The organism is Streptomyces sp. NPDC056061 (assembly GCF_042266885.1).
Classification (GTDB): Bacteria; Actinomycetota; Actinomycetes; order Streptomycetales; family Streptomycetaceae; genus Streptomyces.
Genome location: NZ_JBHJWQ010000021.1, coordinates 84,831 through 102,782, shown reverse-complemented (window position 1 = coordinate 102,782; position 17,952 = coordinate 84,831). Strand labels below are relative to the sequence as shown.

At 71.1% G+C, this 17,952-nt stretch carries 18 protein-coding genes; 11 read left to right on the top strand and 7 right to left on the bottom strand.

Translation table 11 applies throughout. The annotated features are described in order from the left end of the window. Window positions 1–35 precede the first annotated feature (35 nt). The gene (gene zapE, locus ACFC79_RS26495) at window positions 36–1,127 is read right to left on the bottom strand and encodes a cell division protein ZapE (protein WP_376244608.1); all 1,092 of its coding nucleotides are present in this window, start codon (window positions 1,125–1,127) and stop codon (window positions 36–38) included. Between the two features lie 127 nt (window positions 1,128–1,254). Between zapE and ACFC79_RS26490 the strand changes: the two genes are divergently transcribed. The 6 genes from ACFC79_RS26490 to ACFC79_RS26465 all read left to right on the top strand — a co-directional run bounded on the left by ACFC79_RS26490 (window position 1,255) and on the right by ACFC79_RS26465 (window position 6,200). Then, window positions 1,255–2,118, top strand: a complete 864-nt coding sequence (locus ACFC79_RS26490; protein ID WP_376244605.1) for a pyrimidine reductase family protein — start codon at window positions 1,255–1,257, stop codon at window positions 2,116–2,118. Window positions 2,119–2,238: 120 nt separating this feature from the next. Next, entirely contained in the window at window positions 2,239–2,691 is a 453-nt protein-coding gene (locus ACFC79_RS26485; RefSeq protein ID WP_376244726.1) for an indole-3-glycerol phosphate synthase, read from the top strand. A 71-nt stretch (window positions 2,692–2,762) separates the two neighbouring features. After that, complete coding sequence (murC, locus tag ACFC79_RS26480; protein WP_376244602.1) at window positions 2,763–4,157, top strand: UDP-N-acetylmuramate--L-alanine ligase; 1,395 nt, start codon at window positions 2,763–2,765, stop codon at window positions 4,155–4,157. A gap of 8 nt (window positions 4,158–4,165) precedes the next feature. Further along, window positions 4,166–4,570: a peptide-methionine (R)-S-oxide reductase MsrB gene (gene msrB, locus ACFC79_RS26475; RefSeq protein ID WP_376244599.1), complete on the top strand. Its 405-nt coding sequence runs from the start codon at window positions 4,166–4,168 to the stop codon at window positions 4,568–4,570. Window positions 4,571–4,705: 135 nt separating this feature from the next. Next, the gene (locus ACFC79_RS26470; protein ID WP_376244596.1) at window positions 4,706–5,356 is read left to right on the top strand and encodes a hypothetical protein; all 651 of its coding nucleotides are present in this window, start codon (window positions 4,706–4,708) and stop codon (window positions 5,354–5,356) included. 355 nt (window positions 5,357–5,711) lie between these two features. Then, window positions 5,712–6,200 (top strand): hypothetical protein, encoded by a 489-nt coding sequence (locus tag ACFC79_RS26465; RefSeq protein WP_376244593.1) that lies wholly within the window; start codon window positions 5,712–5,714, stop codon window positions 6,198–6,200. A gap of 169 nt (window positions 6,201–6,369) precedes the next feature. Here the strand turns inward: ACFC79_RS26465 and ACFC79_RS26460 are convergent, their stop codons facing one another. Continuing rightward, complete coding sequence (locus ACFC79_RS26460) at window positions 6,370–6,873, bottom strand: hypothetical protein (RefSeq protein WP_376244591.1); 504 nt, start codon at window positions 6,871–6,873, stop codon at window positions 6,370–6,372. A 380-nt stretch (window positions 6,874–7,253) separates the two neighbouring features. Between ACFC79_RS26460 and ACFC79_RS26455 the strand changes: the two genes are divergently transcribed. Then, entirely contained in the window at window positions 7,254–8,090 is an 837-nt protein-coding gene (locus tag ACFC79_RS26455; RefSeq protein ID WP_376244588.1) for a hypothetical protein, read from the top strand. Between the two features lie 662 nt (window positions 8,091–8,752). Continuing rightward, window positions 8,753–9,685 carry a type II CAAX prenyl endopeptidase Rce1 family protein gene (locus ACFC79_RS26450; protein ID WP_376244586.1) on the top strand — a complete coding sequence of 311 codons (933 nt, stop codon included), beginning with the start codon at window positions 8,753–8,755 and terminating at the stop codon, window positions 9,683–9,685. A 51-nt stretch (window positions 9,686–9,736) separates the two neighbouring features. Here ACFC79_RS26450 and ACFC79_RS26445 read toward each other — a convergent pair whose 3' ends face one another. Beyond that, window positions 9,737–12,241 (bottom strand): GTPase-associated protein 1-related protein, encoded by a 2,505-nt coding sequence (locus ACFC79_RS26445; RefSeq protein ID WP_376244583.1) that lies wholly within the window; start codon window positions 12,239–12,241, stop codon window positions 9,737–9,739. Window positions 12,242–12,662: 421 nt separating this feature from the next. Between ACFC79_RS26445 and ACFC79_RS26440 the strand changes: the two genes are divergently transcribed. Continuing rightward, on the top strand, window positions 12,663–13,547 hold the full coding sequence (locus ACFC79_RS26440) for a peptidase S1 (protein ID WP_376244580.1): 885 nt from the start codon (window positions 12,663–12,665) through the stop codon (window positions 13,545–13,547). 177 nt (window positions 13,548–13,724) lie between these two features. Here the strand turns inward: ACFC79_RS26440 and ACFC79_RS26435 are convergent, their stop codons facing one another. Together ACFC79_RS26435 and ACFC79_RS26430 are read right to left on the bottom strand one after the other, a co-directional pair. After that, window positions 13,725–13,982: a DUF397 domain-containing protein gene (locus ACFC79_RS26435; RefSeq protein ID WP_376244577.1), complete on the bottom strand. Its 258-nt coding sequence runs from the start codon at window positions 13,980–13,982 to the stop codon at window positions 13,725–13,727. Continuing rightward, window positions 13,979–14,833, bottom strand: a complete 855-nt coding sequence (locus tag ACFC79_RS26430; RefSeq protein WP_376244574.1) for a Scr1 family TA system antitoxin-like transcriptional regulator — start codon at window positions 14,831–14,833, stop codon at window positions 13,979–13,981. The genes ACFC79_RS26435 and ACFC79_RS26430 overlap by 4 nt, the downstream gene beginning before the upstream one ends. A gap of 172 nt (window positions 14,834–15,005) precedes the next feature. Between ACFC79_RS26430 and ACFC79_RS26425 the strand changes: the two genes are divergently transcribed. Then, the gene (locus ACFC79_RS26425) at window positions 15,006–15,467 is read left to right on the top strand and encodes an ATP-binding protein (RefSeq protein ID WP_376244572.1); all 462 of its coding nucleotides are present in this window, start codon (window positions 15,006–15,008) and stop codon (window positions 15,465–15,467) included. A 112-nt stretch (window positions 15,468–15,579) separates the two neighbouring features. Here the strand turns inward: ACFC79_RS26425 and ACFC79_RS26420 are convergent, their stop codons facing one another. Continuing rightward, window positions 15,580–15,957: a cupin domain-containing protein gene (locus ACFC79_RS26420; protein WP_376244569.1), complete on the bottom strand. Its 378-nt coding sequence runs from the start codon at window positions 15,955–15,957 to the stop codon at window positions 15,580–15,582. Between the two features lie 59 nt (window positions 15,958–16,016). Between ACFC79_RS26420 and ACFC79_RS26415 the strand changes: the two genes are divergently transcribed. Then, a complete protein-coding gene (locus tag ACFC79_RS26415; RefSeq protein WP_376244723.1) occupies window positions 16,017–16,487 on the top strand; it encodes a MarR family winged helix-turn-helix transcriptional regulator in 471 nt (156 codons plus the stop codon). Window positions 16,488–16,678: 191 nt separating this feature from the next. Here the strand turns inward: ACFC79_RS26415 and ACFC79_RS26410 are convergent, their stop codons facing one another. Continuing rightward, window positions 16,679–17,485: a hypothetical protein gene (locus ACFC79_RS26410; RefSeq protein WP_376244567.1), complete on the bottom strand. Its 807-nt coding sequence runs from the start codon at window positions 17,483–17,485 to the stop codon at window positions 16,679–16,681. Window positions 17,486–17,952 lie beyond the last annotated feature (467 nt).

Genomic DNA, 17,952 nt, shown 5'->3' with positions numbered 1-17,952 from the left:
GCGGTACGCCCCGCGAAGAGGCGCACGCCCCGAACCTACTGCGCCACCAGACCCTTCGCGTCGCGCGCCAGCGCGGTGAGCCGGGAGATCGCCCGGAAGTACTTCTTCCGGTACCCGCCGTTCAACATCTCGTCGCTGAACAGGCGGTCGAACGGGACGCCGGAGGCGAGCACCGGGACCTCCCGGTCGTACAGCCGGTCGGCGAGGACCACGAGCCGCAGCGCGGTCGCCTGGTCGGGCACCGCCTGGACCTCCGTGAGGCAGACCGCCCGCAGATCGTCCGTCAGCGCCCCGTAGCGGCTCGGGTGGACCCGGGCGAGATGGGCGAGGAGCGAGGGGAAGTCGTCGAGGCTGGCGCCCTCCGTGGCGTACGCGGTCCGGGTGACCTGATCCTCGGAGAACGGTGCCGGTGCCTCGGGCAGTCCCCGGTGGCGGTAGTCGTCGCCGTCGATCCGCAGCGGGCGGAAGTGCGCGGACAGGCCCTGGATCTCGCGCAGGAAGTCGGCGGCGGCGAAGCGGCCCTCGCCGAGCTTGCCGGGCAGCGTGTTGGAGGTCGCGGCGAGTGCGACGCCCGCCTCCACCAGCCTGCTCAGCAGCGACGACACCAGCACGGTGTCGCCGGGGTCGTCGAGCTCGAACTCGTCGATGCACAGCAGCCGGTGGCCGCTGAGCGTCTTCACGGTCTGCTGGAAGCCCAGCGCACCGACCAGGTTCGTGAGTTCGACGAAGGTGCCGAATGCCTTGAGCGACGGCGCGGCGGGCGTGGCGTGCCACAGGGAAGCCAGCAGGTGGGTCTTGCCGACACCGTAACCGCCGTCGAGGTACACCCCGAGCGGCGCCGTCGGGGCCGCCGCCCTCCGGCCGAACCACTTGCGCTTTCCCGAACCGGAGGCATGCGCCCCGCCGAGCCCGGCCGCGAAGCCGCTCAGCACCTCCACCGCCTCGTGCTGGCTCGGCTGCTTCGGGTCCGGCACGTACGTGTCGAAGCGCACGGAGTCGAACCGCGGCGGCGGCACCATCTCGGCGACCAGGCGGTCGGCGGGGACGTGCGGCTCGCGGGCGCACAGGGACAGCGGGGCCGTTTCGGATATGGGGCTCTGCCCCGGTACGGCGGTGGAGGACGACACAACCCCCCACTGTAGACGGGTCCGGCAGGAGCACTCGCGGGCCCGGGAACGGACCGCGGCCCCGATCCTCCCGGTCGCACCGCCTCCCGCCGGGCCCGCTCCGGGGGGCCGTGGAAGACTTCCGGACATGCGACGCCTGTTCCCTGTGACCGACCCGACACCGACCGACGCCGAGCGACCGGCCGGTGCCGAGGGACCGACCGAAGCCGAGAGACCGACCGGCACCGGGGGACCGACCGGCCCCGAGGGCGAGTGGAGCCTGGACGCCCTTGCCGACGCCTACGCCTACCCCGAGACGGCCGGTTCCTGGCTGCGCGCCAACATGGTGTCGACGCTCGACGGCGCGGCCCAGCACGACGGTCGGTCGCAGCCGATCTCCTGCGCGAGCGACATGCGGATCTTCGGCACCCTGCGCGGGCTGGCCGACGTGGTCGTGGCCGGGGCGCAGACGGTGCGGCAGGAGGGCTACCGTCCGGCCAGGGCCCGCGAGGCGTTCGTCGCCCGCCGTGCCGCCGCCGGGCAGGGACCCGCCCCGGCGATCGCCGTGGTGAGCGGCAGCCTGGACCTGGACTTCTCGCTGCCGCTGTTCGTCTCGCCGCTCGTCCCGACCCTGGTGCTCACCGGCGCCGGGGCCCCGCCCGGCCGGATGGCGGCGGCGCGCGACGCGGGCGCCGAGGTGGTGATCGCCGGGGAGGGCTCCCGGGTGGACCCCGCCCGAGTCGTGCGGGAACTGGCCGACCGCGGCTTCCGCCGACTGCTCACCGAGGGCGGGCCCAGGCTGCTGGGCCAGTTCGTGGCGGCCGGGGTGCTGGACGAACTGTGTCTGACGCTCTCGCCGATGCTGACCGCCGGAGACGCGCAACGCATCGCGGGCGGCCCCCGGATGGAGGTGCCGGAACGATTCGCCCTGGCGTCGATGCTGGAGGAGGACGGGTTCCTGTTCACTCGATACCGTCGGGTGGAAAACAGCGGAATATCCCGTTCCACTTAGCCTTCGGCGGGCACAATTACTCTCGCAGACCCCGTGCGAACACGGGGAAGGATGGTTTCAGCAGAGACCGGCGACGGTCACTGAAGCAGAAGGGCGCCCGTGGTGTTCACCAGCGTTTTGATGATCGAGAAGCCGCTGACTTCCGAGGACGTCGACTTCGTCACCACCCTGCACGGGGACGAGCAGACCTCCTTCGTCGTACTGATGCAGCCGCGCGGTGACCAGGCCGATGTGCTGTTGCGGGCCATCGACGACCTGGCGATGGGCGAACTGAAGGAAGCCGCCCGGGAGGGCGAGGAGCCCGAGGGCAAGAACGCCAGGCAGCAGGCCGAACTGGCACTCGAAGTATCGCTGGAGGCCCTGCGGCAGGCAGGCTCCGAAGCGGTCGGACAAGTGGTCGAGGAACACCCCCTGGACATGCTCAAGTCCGTGGTCGAGGAGGCGGGGGCGGACGAGGTCATCGTGCTGACCGCGCCGCACTACGTGGAGGAGTTCTTCCACCGGGACTGGGCGTCCCGGGCCCGTCACAAGGTCGGAGTCCCGGTGCTCAAGCTCTTCGCGCACAGCGAATAGGCTGGGCCCCTGCGGCCCGGGTGGTACCGGTCCGCGATCGAGCACACACCCAGCACCCGGAGGACTCACACATGGCACCCGGTATTCCTGCCGCCATGGAACGACCGCACTTCATCGGCATCGGCGGCGCCGGAATGTCGGGCATCGCGAAGATCCTCGCCCAGCGCGGCGCGAAGGTCGCGGGCAGCGACGCCAAGGAGTCGGGCACGGCCGAGGCGCTCCGGGCGCTGGGGGCGACCGTCCACATCGGGCATGCCGCCGGAAACCTGGCGGACGACGCCTCCTGCGTGGTCGTCTCCAGCGCCATCCGCCCCGACAACCCGGAGCTGGTGCGCGCGGCGGAGCTGTCCGTCCCGGTCGTGCACCGTTCCGACGCGCTCGCCTCCCTGATGGGCGGCCTGCGCGCGATCGCGGTGGCCGGCACACACGGCAAGACGACGACCACGTCCATGCTGGCCGTCGCCCTGTCGGAGCTGAACCTCGCTCCCTCGTACGCCATCGGCGGCGACCTCGCCGGGCCCGGCACCAACGCCGTGCACGGCGAGGGCGAGATCTTCGTCGCCGAGGCGGACGAGAGCGACCGCAGTTTCCAGAAGTACGACCCCGAGGTCGCGATCGTCCTCAACGTCGAGCTGGACCACCACGCGAACTACGCCTCGATGGACGAGATCTACGAATCCTTCGAGGCGTTCGCCGACAAGATCGTCCCCGGCGGCACGCTGGTGATCTCCGCCGACCAGCCCGGTGCCGTCGAGCTGACCGGACGGGTGCGCGCCCGGTCCTCCGTGAACGTCGTCACCTACGGCGAGTCCGACTCCGCCGACGTGCGCGTCCACCGGATCACCCCGCGCGGCCTGACCAGCGAGGTCACGGTGCTGCTCAACGGGAAGTTCCTCACCTTCACGGTCTCCGTGCCCGGCCGCCACTACGCGCTCAACGCCGTCGCGGCACTCGCCGCCGGTGTCGCGGTCGGCCTCCCGGCGCACAACCTCGCCTCCGCGCTCGGCGCGTACACCGGGGTCAAGCGCCGCCTCCAGCTCAAGGGCGAGGCGGCGGGCGTGCAGGTGATCGACTCCTACGCGCACCACCCGACCGAGATGACCGCGGACCTCGAAGCGATGCGCGGTGCGGTGAGCGACGCCCGTCTCCTCGTCGTCTTCCAGCCCCACCTCTTCTCCCGCACCCAGGAGCTGGGCACCGAGATGGGGCAGGCACTCGCCCTTGCCGACGCCTCCATCGTCCTGGACATCTATCCGGCCCGCGAGGACCCGATCCCCGGCATCACCAGCGAGCTGATCATCGACGCGGCACGGGCGGCGGGCGCCGACGCCACCGCCGTCCGCGACAAGGACGCCGTACCGGGCGTCGTCGCGGGAATGGCGAAGCCCGGCGACATCGTTCTCACCATGGGCGCGGGCGACGTCACCGACCTCGGACCGCGCATCCTGGAGCACCTGTCGAGCTGAGGAGCGACGTGTCGTACGACATCGAGAAGCCGGACGAGCAGTGGCGGGCGGAACTGACCCCCGCCGAGTACGCCGTCCTGCGCCAGGCCGGCACCGAACCCGCCTTCGTCGGTGAGTACACCGACACCAAGACCACGGGCGTCTACTCCTGCCGCGCGTGCGGCGCGGAGCTGTTCCGCTCCGACACCAAGTTCGAGTCGCACTGCGGCTGGCCGTCCTTCTACGACCCGAAGGACACGGACGCCGTCGAACTGGTCCAGGACCACAGCCACGGCATGGTCCGCACCGAGGTCCGCTGCGCCCGCTGCGGATCGCACCTCGGCCATGTCTTCGAGGGGGAGGGCTACCCGACCCCGACGGACCAGCGGTACTGCATCAACTCGATTTCGCTGCGCCTGACGCCTGACGCCTGACGCCTGACGCCTGACGCCTGACGCCTGACGCCCGACGCGCGCCGCGTCGGGCGTCGGCGCGACTCATGGGCCCGGTCCGCCTCCTCGCGCCGGTCCGCCTCCCCCGTGCCCGGCTGCCGTTTCCCGGCGCCGGACGTGCACCAGATCCTCGGCAAGAACATGGACGGACACACCGAATTCAACAACCTCGCCATCGACCGGGGCGACCTGACCCGGATCATCCGGTCCACCGCAGAGGACCCCAATGCCTTCGGCGTCATCCACGCCTCGCAGACGGCGGTCAATGCCCAGGGGCTGGAGCGCTTCCCGGAGGAGTCGTTCCGCAAGGAGGACCCCGAGCTGCGTGCATGGGTTAAGCAGTCTTCGGCTGTGCTCGGCCATCTCGACCGTGTGCGCGGCGAAGTCATCTACGACCTCGGCCAGGAGAAGAAGGATGTGGTCGCCTGGAACAAGATGATGAACTACCACGTCTACGGGGCGCCGCTGACCCCTATCCCGGTCATCGGTGACGTGGCCCAGCGTGTTGTGGACGCAGGCACAACCTCGTACATGAACGATCTGAACGCCAAGATCGATGCCGATACCCGCAACAACATGGTCAACCACTATGACAACGGCGAGCGGCAAATGTACGCCATGCTGCGGCAGATGGCGATGAAGAGGGGGCTCACGGAGAGCGATCTCGACGCGAGTCCCGGCGAGTACGAGGACGGCATCCAGCCGCAGGTCCAGCAGTGGTACCAGAGCGGCATCAAGGACGCCGACATGAAGATGGGCGAGCGGTAGTGAACGGGAAGCAGCTGCTCCTTCCCGTCGCGCTGACCGCCGTTGCAGCGGCGCCCTCGGCATGGGCGCTATGGCCCCGGGCCGACGACGGACGACGCGGGCAGAGACTGTGCTTCGGATCGCTGAGCGAGGCGACGGCCGAGCTGGTCGGGCTGAGCGTACCTTCCCGGGCGGAGAAGCACGGCACCGTTGCTCGCGACACGACGGTCCGCAACAGTGTGGCAGTGCTGAGTGAGAGTGCTGCGAACCTCACGCGCACACAAGGAATTTGATGAACAGAAAATACTTGGTGCTTCCGGTTGTGCTTGTGATCGGGGCAATCGTTGTGGCTATCGTTCAATTGTGGCCCAGTCAGTTGAAGAACCTCCGGGCGAAGAATCTGTGCCTGGGAATGCTGACGGAGGAGACGGCGAGCCTGCTGTACGACCGCAAGGGCGGCAAGCTCGCCGTGGACGAGTTCCGCCCCAGCAAGGACAAGCAGGCGGACCCGGTGTTCTCGACTGTCTGCTTCGTGGGACGCGAGACGGGTGAAGGCGACAACTTTCGTGGTCAGTACTCCCTCGACGTCCAGCCCGCCAACACCCTGAACGAGCCTTTGAAAGGTGCCGTCCCGTTCACCGACGGCGGGTCCGGGTGGGTGAGCCCCCGGCAGAGCGAGGTCCAACTGCCCTCCTCCTGCCCGAAGGAGATGAGGACGGACAAGCGGTACGTCACCGTCGTGCTGAAGGTCGCGCCCGGCGTTGTCATGGCGGAGGACTGGAACGACGCTGCCTTGATCAAAGCCTCCCGCCCGATTCTCCGGGAGGCCGTCGACAACCTCGCCGAGCAGTACGGCTGCGGCTGACCGGGCGCACGAGCACTCCCCGGTGACGGCCCGGACCGGACTCCCGTTCCGTCCAGTCGGGTCCTGTCCGGTCCCCTGTCCCGTCCGGGCCGCGCCGGTCGCGTTCAGTCGCGTGCCGTGGACGGCGCGACGGCAGGTCCCGACGTGTGGGCCTGCCGTCGTCATCACGTCACGACGTGCCCTCGACGGTGATTCCGGCCCCGTCGAAACGGATGGGCGAGGAGTGACCCGAACCGCCCGGCCCGGCCCTCAGGAGCAGCCTTTCCCCGGGGAGGGCCACCAGGACCGACAGCGCGTGAGAGGTCGGCTTCCGCACGGGGGCCGCGCCCGGCCGGTTCAGGTCGATCACCTCGATGTGATCGACCCGAGGAGCCGTGAGCACTTCCAGGAAGCGCACGCTCTCGTACCCGTCGTCGAGATCGCACCGGCCGGTGTGGACAAGGGATTCCGATTCCGAGACGACCGCCATGCTCTCGCCGCGCAGTGCCTCCAGGACCTCATCGGGGGCTTCCGGCTCGATTCCGACGAGACCGCCGCTGAGGTGATCCGGCTCCTGCCACGTGCCGGCGGAGTCCCGCAGCCCGTAGTAGATCTCTTCGGCCACGTAACCGTCGCGCCGACGGTGGACGACGAGGGCGAACCCGACGTCACCGTGCAGGGAGACGTCTGTCATGAGGACCCGGTCGGCGGAGTGCGCAACTGTTGTGTGCCGGGGACCCGTTGGCCGGGACGCTCGGGAAAGGGCGCTGTGTGCCGCCTGTCTCAGGCTCATCGGTGATTCCTTCCCCGGGGGATCGGCGGACGTGCGGGTGCGGCGGAGCGCCGGGTTCCGGACGGTGTGGACAGTGTTTCAGCGGGCGGTTCCGGCCGTCCATCGGCTTGTTCCCGGGGGCGGACGCCCGGTGGTGGGGGCAGGTGTGTGGAGGGGGGCGTCGGCGGGGCCGACGGTCGTCCGGGTCGGTCGGCCGTTGTCGCCCCGCCCCGCAGGTTCGCGATCGGGTCGTGCCCGACGGCCGGACCATCGAGACACGTCCCGATCGGTAGCCTCCCTCTATGAACGCCATATCGCGCGCCGTCCCGGAAAGGGACGACCTGGAGCCGCTGATGCGCTGCTACGGATACCGCTTCACGCGGACCGGAACCGTCAAGGGAACCGAGCGGTCCGGCGACCCGGAGGACCGGGCCGCGGCCCGTCGTGCCGGGTGGCCGGTGGGTGAGGCCGAGTCGTGGGGTGCTGCCGGGATCGTCGAGCGCGCCGTCGCGGCGGCCGGGGTGCTGCGCGAGGAAGCGGTGCTCGCGGCGTTCGTCGCCGGGCTGGGCAGCGCCCCGCGCGGTCGGCAGACGGTGATCTCCTACGGCTGGGCGCGATTCCTCGGCACCGCACCCCGGAACGGGGACGGCGTCCCCGACTGCGGTCTGCGGCCGGTGTCCGAGGTCGACGTCACCGAAGTGCTGCTGCGCCTCGCCCTGGGGTGGTCCTGGAACGAAGTGCCCGAGCACTACCTGCCGGACCTGGAGGCCGCGGCGGCCCACGGGCTGCCCCGGCCGCAGGAGGACGACCGCGAGCGCATGCGCACACTGTTCGCGCTGATCCGCTCGATGCCCGCGGGGACGACACCGGGCGAGCTGGAGAAGGAGGTCGCACGGGCGAAGATCGTGCCCGGCACCGACAAGTACCAGCGCTACGGGATTCTCATCGGGCTCGCCGAGACCGGGGTGCTTCCCGCCCCGTCCCCGCCGCCGATGTGGGACCGGTTCGTTCCCACCGCCGAGCGGCATGCCGCAGGGCGCATGCTGCGCGGCGCACCGCGCTCGGACATCACGCTGCCGCTCGCGGGGTGGCGCGGGGGACTCGACGAGCGACGGGCCGCGCGACTCCTGGACGCCTGAGCGCCCACCGGGCACCGCCCCCGCCCATGTGCGGCGGGAATCCGCCGCGACCTGCTGCCCTCCGCTCCGAACGGCCGCACCTGCGTGTGCTCGAAATCGAGGGCAGTCACCACACGGTCGCCGAACTGCCCGAGCAAGTCGCCCGAGCGGGACGTTCGAGCGGGACGTTCGAGCCGTACCGGGGCTCCGGACGCGGTGTGCGACACCCGGTGAGCGCCGACGCCGCCGCCGACGGACTCATGCACCCGCTGATCGTCGCCCCGATGCGGCAGGCTTCCGTCGCGGTCGGCCTTTGGCGTGGTCGGCCTTTGATGCGGCCGGTCTCTGATGTGGTCGGCCTCCGGCCGTGGGTCCCGTGCGCACCGGTGCGGAGCGGAACTCTTCCGACGGCGGTCCGCGGGCGCGCGGTCCGTTTGGCGCTCCGCCCGCCGGTTCGGTGCGGCGAGCCGCCGTCGCGACCGGTGGTCCGTCGAAGGATGTACCGGCGATTCCTTCGCGTGGACGACGGGCTCGCCGTATCGACGGGCGAGGCTGGAGAACGTCCGGGCGAGGCGAAGACTCAGGGGCGAACACCCAGGGGTGAGAGGCGAGTTGCGGTGGTGTGAGCCCCCGCCCGGACGGGTTTTTCCTTCTCTCCAGTCCAGTCGAGATCCGGGAGCACCATGTCCGAACCCCTTCTCCGCACGGCCGCCCGCCCCGCCCCGCGCACGTCCTCGTCCGGCGCGTTCGGGGCCGTGGTCCGGGCGCTCGGCGGCGGTCTCGTCATGGCCGTGGCGCTCGGTGTCGGTACCGGGTTCGGCCCGGCGCTCGCCGACGCCGCCGGGCTCGACGGGCTGTCCGCCCGGCTGCTCCCCGCGGCGCTCGTCACCGTTGTGGCCGTACCGCTGATTCTCCGCGGGGCCCGCCCCCGAGTCCTCGGCTTCGGCGGAGTGGGCCCGAGTCTGCGGGCCTTCCTCGTCGGCGTCGGTGTGACGGCGGCCTCGGCCGCGCTCGTACTGGGCGCGGGCACGGCCGCCGGGATGCTGGACTGGCGGCGGCTCGACCCCGTCGTTCTCATCGGCTTCCTCGTCTCCAACACCGCCGTCGCGTTGCTGCTCGAAGCCCTGCCGGAGGAGACCACGCTGCGCGGCCATACCTGGACGGCGCTGCGCGGACGGTTCGGCGGAATGGTGTCGGCCCTGGGGACCACGGCGGTCTTCCTGCTGGTGCCGGGTGTCTCGACGGTGGTCCAGGCAGGGACGGCATGGCTGGCCGGGAGCGAACCCCCGCCGGTCGGACTCGCGCCGGGCGGGCAGAATCCGGTGGACTACCTGGTCCTGCTCACCGTGTTCGGCCTCATGCTCGTCGCAGCCAGGACGGCTCTGGCCGAGGCCCCGTTGTGGACCGCGATCGGCGCGCACCTCACCTTCCTGACCGTCAACCGGGCCGTGCTGGAGGGCGATGCGCGTGGGGCGGGTCTGTCCGTGGAGCAAACGACGCCGGACGCGGTGCTGCTCGTCCCGGCCTATCTGGTGGTCGCGTCCGTCGGCTTCGTCGTGTGCGGCAGGTTCCGCGACGCGCGCCACCACGAAGGCCGGTCCCGAACGCCGTCGTAGCGCGAGCCCCCATGCGTGATCAGCTGTCCGGGGTGCTGCCGTCGGGTGCCGTCACGTCCGTCGTACGCGGGCCACCAGCCGGCTGCCGAGCCGCCTGCCGAAGCCGCTCGGCCGGTTCCAGGCCCGGAACGCCTCCGCGGTGCGGCTGCTGCCCACGCGCCCGGCGGCCTCCTCCACCGCGGCGACGTCGTCGGCGGACAGGCCGCGCACCACCGGCCGCAGCACCTCCTCCAGCAGCGCCGCGCGGGTCTCGCTCCAGGCGGGGCCTGCGTGCGGGTGGGAGTTCCACACGGCGAAGCAGTCGGCCGCGTACGCGGGGTCGGTGCGCAGCCGGGTGAGGACCGCGTCCCGGCGCGCGGCGAGGCCGTAGGCCGCGAAGAGGTCCGCGTCGCCGCCGTGGACGAACGCGTACAACTCGTCCTCCGGCCGGTCCGGATCGAGCAGCCGCTCGGCGAGGGCGCCGAACGCCTGCTCGCGCACCCCCGGTTCGACGGGATCGGCCCCCGCGCACAGCACCCGGGCCCGCTCCGCCCAGCCGGGCTCCGCCGCCCCCGACCGCAGGTCCCGCGCGAACTCCAGGAGCAGCAGGGCGCCGCGCACCCGCGCGTCGATCTCCTGCGGGAAACCGCGCAGCAGGTCGTGGGCGAGTTCGGGGGCCTCCGTGTCATCGGCGGGGGCACCGAGCGCCGCGGCGACGAGCGCGGTCCACGTACCGGCGGTGCGGTGCACGTCGGAGGTGGCGGAGCCCAGGAGCAGCCGGGCCTCGCCCGCGGTGGGCGTGTCCGTGCCCCATACCAGCCCCACCCCGGTCAGCAGGACCAGGGGTTCGGTGAACGGCGACATGCCACCGGCGCGGAGCACGCCGCCGAGCGTCTTCATCCGGTCGTCGCCCGCACCCGTTCCGGCCGTCTCCGCCGCCGCGCACATCCGCAGATGCGGCAGCGCCTGGGCCCCGGTGAACGGCAGGGCGACCTCGGTCAGCAGCCGCTGCGCCGCCAACGGGTCGTACGGGGCGATCCGGTCCAACTCGCCGAGCAGCGCGGTACGGACGTCGAACTGCTCGTCCAGGAGGTCGAGCAGCACCCGGGCGCAGTCGCCCGCTCCCTCGTCCAGCAGCGCCCGCGCCATCCGGCGTACGACCTCGGGGAGCAGGTCCGCGCAGTCCACGTCCAGCAGTCGCGCGATCCGCAGCAACTGCACGGTGCGTCCCACGCTCCGGCCGGGCGCGGCGTCCGCGACGACGGGCGTGCCGGTGGCCAGTTCGGCACAGAGATCGTCGCCCAGGGCGTCGACGAGCGCCGCGGCGACGCGTTCCCCGTCCGGCTCGGCGAAGACGGAACGCCCCGGGGGCTCCACGGAGACATCGCCGCCGTAGACCGCCTCCGTCACCAGCAGGGCACCGAGGGAGGCCGTCACGGCTGCCGGGGACCGTCCGTCGAGTGCGGTCAACAGGTGGGCCACGGCGGCGAGTTCGCGAGGCGTGCGATCGATGTCCGGATCGGTCAGCGCATCGGTGAGCCGGTGGGTCTGCTCCTCGTCCAGTGCGTACGGCCGCTCGGCGGCCCACTCGGCCGCCGCGGCCCGCTCGTCGGGGCCGAGCGGAACGCCCGCACAGAGCGCCGTGACGGCGAGCGGACCGGCGGTGAAGGGGCCGCCGGGCAGTTCGGCCGCCGTCCGGAACAGCTCCGGGGACCGGTTCCGCCAGATCCGGGCGCAGGTCTCGGCCCAGGCATCGCCGCTCGCCGCACTCTGCGGACGTGCCCCGGCGCAGTCGTGCACCCGCAGTGCCGCGGAGTGGGGGCCGTCGGGCCCGGGGGCGTCCTGCGGCAGCACCCCGACGAGCTGGTGCGGGGAGTGCGCCGGACGGCGGGTGTACGTCGTGAACGTCAGCCGGTGCGCGTCGTCCGGCGGGAGTACGGCCGAGGCGAGGGCGATCCACCGGGCCACATCGACGCTGTGCCGCTCCACGAGGACCAGACGCCCGGCGCCCGGGTCCTCGTACACCCGGCGCAGATCGGCGAAGACCGCCGCCAGCCAGGGGCTCCGGGAGACCGCGAAGTCGTTCAGCGCCTCCGGCCCGAAGGCGGCGGAGGCGGGCAGCGCGGATATGCGGTCGGGTGCGCCCGCGTCCGGCGGGGTCGAGGACCAGCTCGGTGACCGCCAGGCGCTGATCGGCAGCGCGTCGTCCGGCAGCCGTGTACCGGCCGGGAGGTGCACCGCGTGCGCGTGAAATCCGACGCTGCCGGTGCCGGATCCGGGGCCGTGGTCGGCGGGCGACGTGGACCCGGGACCGCCGAGTGCGACCGTACGGCTCAGCAGGTATCCGCCGTCCGACAGCGCACTGAAGCCGAACGCCTCGGGGAAGGAACGGAGCTCGTCGGAGTTCGGGCGGGCCGGGGCGTCGGCGGGCGGCTCGTAATGGAGGAGTTGCTCGGCGTCGGCGAGCACCTGCGTGGGCAGTCCCGCGCTGACCGCCGTGAACCGCGCACCACCACCCCCACCGCCTCCGTCGTCGTCCGCAGAGGCAGAGGTGTAGTGCAACTGCGCGAGACTCATGCGTCGGGCCCTTTTCGTCCTTGCCGCCAACCTCCCCGTGCCGACAGCACACCCGCTCCGCCGACCGCCCGTCCGAGGGCCGTAAGAGGCACGGCGACGACCCCGGTGGGGAGCGGACCGCGATCGCGGGAGCGACGCTATCAAGGCGCGCACCCCGGCGCGCACCCCTCGTGCACCTCCGCACGCACCCTGTCGACAGGTTGCGGCGAGGACCGTCGGTGCCCCTCTCGTCCGGGATCCCGTTCATGCCTTCACCATCGGTTGTACGGCGCTCGGCAAAGCTCCGTCCAGCGCGCCGTCATCACTCCAATGGCCTACACACCATCAGTGTCCTTTGGTCGTTGAGGGTCCGGATCGACAGATCCCCCTGGGGCACCGCGAACCGGGCCCAAGGGCCGCTCTCCGTAAAGGAGTTACTCGGATGAACCTCAAGACTCTCACCGCGGTGACCGCCGTTCTCGCCGTCTTCGGTCTGGCCGGCGCGGCGACGGCGAACGCGGCACCCGACACGGTCTCCGGCGACGGCGGGAACCGCATCGGCACGCTGCGCGCCAACGGTGACGCCTACGTGAAGGAGGGCGGCCTCTCCGCGACCTGGGTGAAGGAGCGCGACAAGGTCAAGCAGATCACCCTCTCCGGCAACCGCATCGGTGTCCTCACGGGCGACGGCGTGGCATACGTGAAGGAGGGCGGCCTCAGTGCCAACTGGGTCCGCGAGGCCGACGACGTCAAGCAGATCGCCCTGGCAGGCAACCGCATCGGTGTGCTGAAGGACAACGGCGAGGCATACGTGAAGGAGGGCGGCCTCTCCGCGACCTGGGTCAAGGAGTCCGACAAGGTCAAGGAGCTGGAGCTGTCGGGCAACCGCATCGGCGTCGTCAAGGGCAACGGCGACGCGTTCGTCAAGGAGGGCAGCCTCTCCGCGACCTGGGTCAAGGAGTCGACCAATGTCATCGGCATCGACCTCTCGGGCAACCGCATCGGTGTCCTCTCGGGCACCGGGGTGGCCTGGGTGAAGGAGGGCGGCCTGAGTGCCACATGGGTCCGGGAGGCGGACGACGTCATCCAGCTCGAACTCTCGGGCAACCGCATCGGCGTGCTGAAGGACACGGGGGACGCGTACGTGAAGGAGGGCGGTCTCAGCGCCTCGTGGGTCCACGAGTACACCCACGCCATTCAGATCGCCCTGTCCGGCAAGCGGATCGGCGTCCTCAAGGGCGACGGCGCCGCGCGGGTGAAGGAGGGCGGCCTGAGCGCGACGTGGGTCCTGGAGGCCACCGACGTCACCGAGCTCGCGCTCTCGTAGTCACGCATCGCCTGCGGAACTGTCGCGGGCCGCGCATCGCCCGCGGACTGCCGCGCCGCGCACCGTCCGCCGAACACCGCGCCGCGCACCGTCCGCCGAACAGCCGCGCCGCGCACCGGATCGACTCCGGTGCGCGGCGCGGTGTCGCGCGGTGCCGTTCGGCGGCGCTGTGCGTCGTCAGGCGCGTGCCGTGCCCACCGCGTAGCCGACGAAGCCGGTCCAGGCGGCGGGGGAGAGGGCGAGCTGCGGGCCCTGCTCGACCTTGGAGTCGCGGACGTGGACGGTGGTGGGGCAGGCGGCGACCTCCACGCAGGAGTCGCCGTCCCCGCCGCTGTAGGTGGACTTGTGCCAGGAGAGGGCGACTTCGACGCAGGAGTCGCCGTCGCCGCTGCTGTAGCTGCTCTTGAACCAGGACAGTTCTGTGGTGGTGCTCATACCGCTCCTCGCATCCGCTGCAACAGGCCCACGGAGTCTTCGGGGGTGTGGGCCTGTGAACGCATCCTGGCATACCGCATCTGGAGCACACTGACCACAGAAGGGTCGGCGTGGAGGTGGCCGCACTTCTGGCCCTCGCTGTATCCGAGCCACTTGTGCTCAGGGGTCTCCAGCAGCTGGATCGGGCCGTGCAGCCCGGCGTGGCTCTCGCGGGTCTGCGGCATGATCTGGACCTCGACGTTGCGCAGTTCGGCGAAGTCGAGGATGTGGTCGATCGCCTCCCGGGTGACCTCCGTGCCGCCGGTGCGCCGCAGGAAGAGGTGCTCTTCGAGGATGAAGCTGTAGTTGGTGTTCGGCCGCTCCCGCAGCAGTTGCTGGCGGTCCAGCCGCGCCGCGAGCTGCTTCTCGATCTGCTCGTCGCCGAGCGGCGGGAGCTGGTTGAGGAACAGTGCCCGTGCGTACGACTCCGACTGCAACAGCCCCGGGATCAACCGGCATTCGTACGTGTACAGGCTGATCGCCTCGGCCTCCAGCTGCGCCCACTGGTGGAACCAACTCGCGATGCCCGGCCGCCGGGACAGATGCTTCGCCGCCGCCTTGATGGCCCCGAACGCGTCGAGCACCACCTCGGAGCGCTCGATGAAGGCCAACGGCGGGAACCTGCGGCCCTGTTCGATCGACGCGACGGTCGGCACCGAGTACTGCACCAGGGGTGCGAACTGCTCCTGGGTGAGCAGGGCCCGTTTGCGAAAGATCTTGACGATCTCCCCGAACGTCCGCAGGCTGTCCGAGGGCTCCGGCTCCCCGTTCGACCCCGTCGTCCCGCCCGCCATACCGACGCCGTCCGTCATGTCCGGCCACCTCCGTGCTCGCCGTACTCCGTGCCGGTCACAGCCACCGGCAGACAACTCGCCCAGGGTCACGGACGGTTACCCCTACTGTCCACCCTCCGCACCCGTACGCTGACACAGCGTACGAGTTTCCGCGCTGGTCCGAGGGGTTTCCGGTCGCCACGGTGGAGGCATGGAAGCCATCACCACCCCCCAACCTCCGGTTACCGTACGTGTGTTCGTGCAGCGTTTCAGCTCCACGCCGCGCGGGGTCAGGCTCGCCCGCCGCCTGGCCCTGCACGTGCTGCACGACTGGGGCATTCCGTACCGCAGTGACGCTTCGGAGACGGCCGAACTGATCATCGCCGAACTCGCCGCCAACGCGGCGACCCACGGCCGGGTGCCGGGCCGGGACTTCGAGCTGAGGCTCGGCCACACACCGCGGAACGGACACGAGCCCGCTGTGCTGCGGATCGAGGTCAGCGACACCCGGGGCGAGCGACGGCCCCCGGGGCCGCGGGAGTTGGTGGCGCCGCCGTCCGGCTCCGCCCACGGACACGGGCTGGTCCTCGTCGACGCACTCGCCGACCGGTGGGCGGTGCTGGACCGGCAGTCCCCGGGCAAGACGGTCCGCGCGGAGCTGGATCTGCCGTGAGCGGCGGCCGGGGGAGTGTGGCCGCGGTCATGTGCCCCCGGTGCTGTGCCACCTTTCACCTCGGCACGTCGAACTTCGGCCCTCGGGCCCGGCGGTCCAGGCGTCGTTCCGCCTAAACGGTCCAGGCCGGCACCGTCTTGCCGGTGCCATCGGGAGCGGAAGCGCACGCGCCCGGGGAGGCGGCAACAATGGCGGCGAAGCCCACCTCCGGGTCGGCGTACACGCGCCGCGGCGCTGTGGCGGGCATGACGACCGTGTCGCCCGGCACCACGATCAGCGTCTCACCCTTGAGCTCAACGGTCGCGCCGCCGTCCACCACTGTCCACACCTGCTCGGCATCGAATGCGTGGAGAGGGCCCGTGGCGCCAGGTCGCATATCGACGCGCCACAGAGCCTGTTCGGCGCCGCCCAGCGTCGGAGAGGCGAGCGTGGTCATGACGGCGTTGGGCGTCTCGGTCCGGCGGCTCTCGGCATGACGGATGACAGACATCGCGGAATCCCTTAAACTCGACAACATGGTTGTCGAAATGGTGAACCTGGTTGTCGATCGTGTCAAGTGACTCCCCTGGCTTCGAGCTGCCGCTGCGACTGTTCCTTGCCTTCCGCGTCCTCATCGATGACCTCCACGACGAGCTCGCACGCCAAGGACATCCCGACGTCCGGCCGATGCACGGCTACGTCCTCCAGGCAATCGGCAAGGACGGCACGACCGCCGCGGATCTCGGCCGTCGGCTCGGAATCTCCAAACAGGCAGCGGGCAAGACGATCGACACACTTGAGCGCCTCGGCTACGTGGGACGCGGCACAGATCCGCGCGATGCGCGGCGCAAGATCGTGCGACTCACCGATCGCGGCATTGAGTGCCTGGCCTTGTCGGCCCGCATCTTCGACCGCCTCCGGGCCGACTGGGCTCAGGCCCTCGGAGAAGATCGCCTTCGCGCGCTGGAAGCCGACCTGCGCAGAATGACTCCCGCAGAGCCATTCTTGCTCGACGTGCCCGGATGGTTCGGCAACGCGTAGCCTCGGCACACCCGAAAGCCACGTGCCTCAAGATTTTCTCCGATCACCCTCCGACGCATTGGAGCGCGGGCCGGTCACGCCGGAGGCTGCTGTGGCCGGCTGGCCGTGGTACCGGCCGGGGGGCTGGGGCGTCCCGGGGGCTCCGGTCCGGCCGCATGCGCGGACCGGGACCGAAGCCCGGACCGGTACGTCTACTCGGGCGGCTCGATCGTCACCGGTTCGCCCAGATCGTAGAAACGCTGGGTGGTCGTGGCCAGCACACCGGCCGCTCGGGACTCGGCCTGCCCGCCGTAAGGCGTGAAGTCGTCACCGAACCACAGGATGTGCTCCCGGACTTCCGAGCCCAGGAAGGTGTACGGCTTCTTGTTCACGATCCGCCACGCCGTGACGTCCTCCCCGTTGTCCAGGGAGATCACGGGCCGTTCCCGCTCCACGGTCCACTCCGGCGCCGACGCGATCATCTGGGCCGTCATCGCCGGATCGGCGAGCGCGCGATAGAGCTTCCCGGTGGCGGCCACGATCTGCTCCTGCGGATCGGTGCTGTTCTTGTCCCCCTTGACCCATTTGCCGAGCCCCGGGGTCTTGATCCACTCGTCGTCGCCCTTGAAGACGAACGCTTTCTCCCCCTCCGGTCCGGTCATCGAGCCGGACAGCGCGGGCTCGTCCCCGAAGACGAACTGCGAGGTCCCCGACTCCTCCCCCGACTGCACGGACTCCGTGCCCGATCCGTATGCGTTCATCGCGGCCACCAGACACTTCGACAGGGCCGGACCGGCAAAGGTCGCGTCGCCCTTGAGCTGGAGGCCGCCGCACTCGGCCGGGGTGGCGAACGCCGGGGCCGACGCCTTCGGGCTGCCGCTCTCGTCCGAGGGCCGGCCGGACGACGATTCCGTCCGCGTCGGCTCGGCCGAATCGTCCGACGAGGAGCATCCGGCCAGGGGGCCGACGGCGAGGAGAGTTGCTATGCACACGTACCGGCGCAGGCGTCTGGGTCTCATGTTGTTCGAACTCCATTGGTCATGGATGGCCTGCGGCAGGCCATCCTGGGCTCTCACGGGTGAATCCGCCCCCGCGTCCCCGGTGGCAAGGTGCTCGCCCCACGGACGCGGATGCAGACCCCCGTACCCTAACGGTCGGGCTCCGGCCCGCCCCGAGGCGCAACAGCCGGTTGTCCCAACCGCCGACCACCTCGCGCACCCCATTCCCACCAGGTCCGGATGCTCCTCCCGCGCCCGGGAGCGCACCATGTTCTCGTCGATCTCGAAGCCGTCCACGGTCCCACTCGACCACCGACGGCACGGAAGACCGAGCCCGGTCCCGGGGAGACCGTCCGGCACCGGGTTCGGCCGGGACCGCAGCACCCCGCGCTCCCGGCATCCGCGGGGCACTTGTCCACGACGATGCCGGGGCGAGCCCTCGCGGGGCCCGCTCCCGGCATCGTCGTGCCGCCCGGGGCCGGAGTACG

Bases quoted from the DNA above. Each gene is read 5' to 3' on its own strand.
- ACFC79_RS26455 (WP_376244588.1), top strand. From the start codon at position 7,254: ATGAACGCCATATCGCGCGCCGTCCCGGAAAGGGACGACCTGGAGCCG.
- ACFC79_RS26450 (WP_376244586.1), top strand. From the start codon at position 8,753: ATGTCCGAACCCCTTCTCCGCACGGCCGCCCGCCCCGCCCCGCGCACG.
- murC (WP_376244602.1), top strand. From the start codon at position 2,763: ATGGCACCCGGTATTCCTGCCGCCATGGAACGACCGCACTTCATCGGC.
- ACFC79_RS26410 (WP_376244567.1), bottom strand. From the start codon at position 17,485: ATGAGACCCAGACGCCTGCGCCGGTACGTGTGCATAGCAACTCTCCTC.
- ACFC79_RS26460 (WP_376244591.1), bottom strand. From the start codon at position 6,873: ATGACAGACGTCTCCCTGCACGGTGACGTCGGGTTCGCCCTCGTCGTC.
- ACFC79_RS26445 (WP_376244583.1), bottom strand. From the start codon at position 12,241: ATGAGTCTCGCGCAGTTGCACTACACCTCTGCCTCTGCGGACGACGAC.
- ACFC79_RS26425 (WP_376244572.1), top strand. From the start codon at position 15,006: ATGGAAGCCATCACCACCCCCCAACCTCCGGTTACCGTACGTGTGTTC.
- ACFC79_RS26485 (WP_376244726.1), top strand. From the start codon at position 2,239: ATGATCGAGAAGCCGCTGACTTCCGAGGACGTCGACTTCGTCACCACC.
- ACFC79_RS26420 (WP_376244569.1), bottom strand. From the start codon at position 15,957: ATGTCTGTCATCCGTCATGCCGAGAGCCGCCGGACCGAGACGCCCAAC.
- ACFC79_RS26435 (WP_376244577.1), bottom strand. From the start codon at position 13,982: ATGAGCACCACCACAGAACTGTCCTGGTTCAAGAGCAGCTACAGCAGC.
- ACFC79_RS26430 (WP_376244574.1), bottom strand. From the start codon at position 14,833: ATGACGGACGGCGTCGGTATGGCGGGCGGGACGACGGGGTCGAACGGG.
- ACFC79_RS26440 (WP_376244580.1), top strand. From the start codon at position 12,663: ATGAACCTCAAGACTCTCACCGCGGTGACCGCCGTTCTCGCCGTCTTC.
- ACFC79_RS26490 (WP_376244605.1), top strand. From the start codon at position 1,255: ATGCGACGCCTGTTCCCTGTGACCGACCCGACACCGACCGACGCCGAG.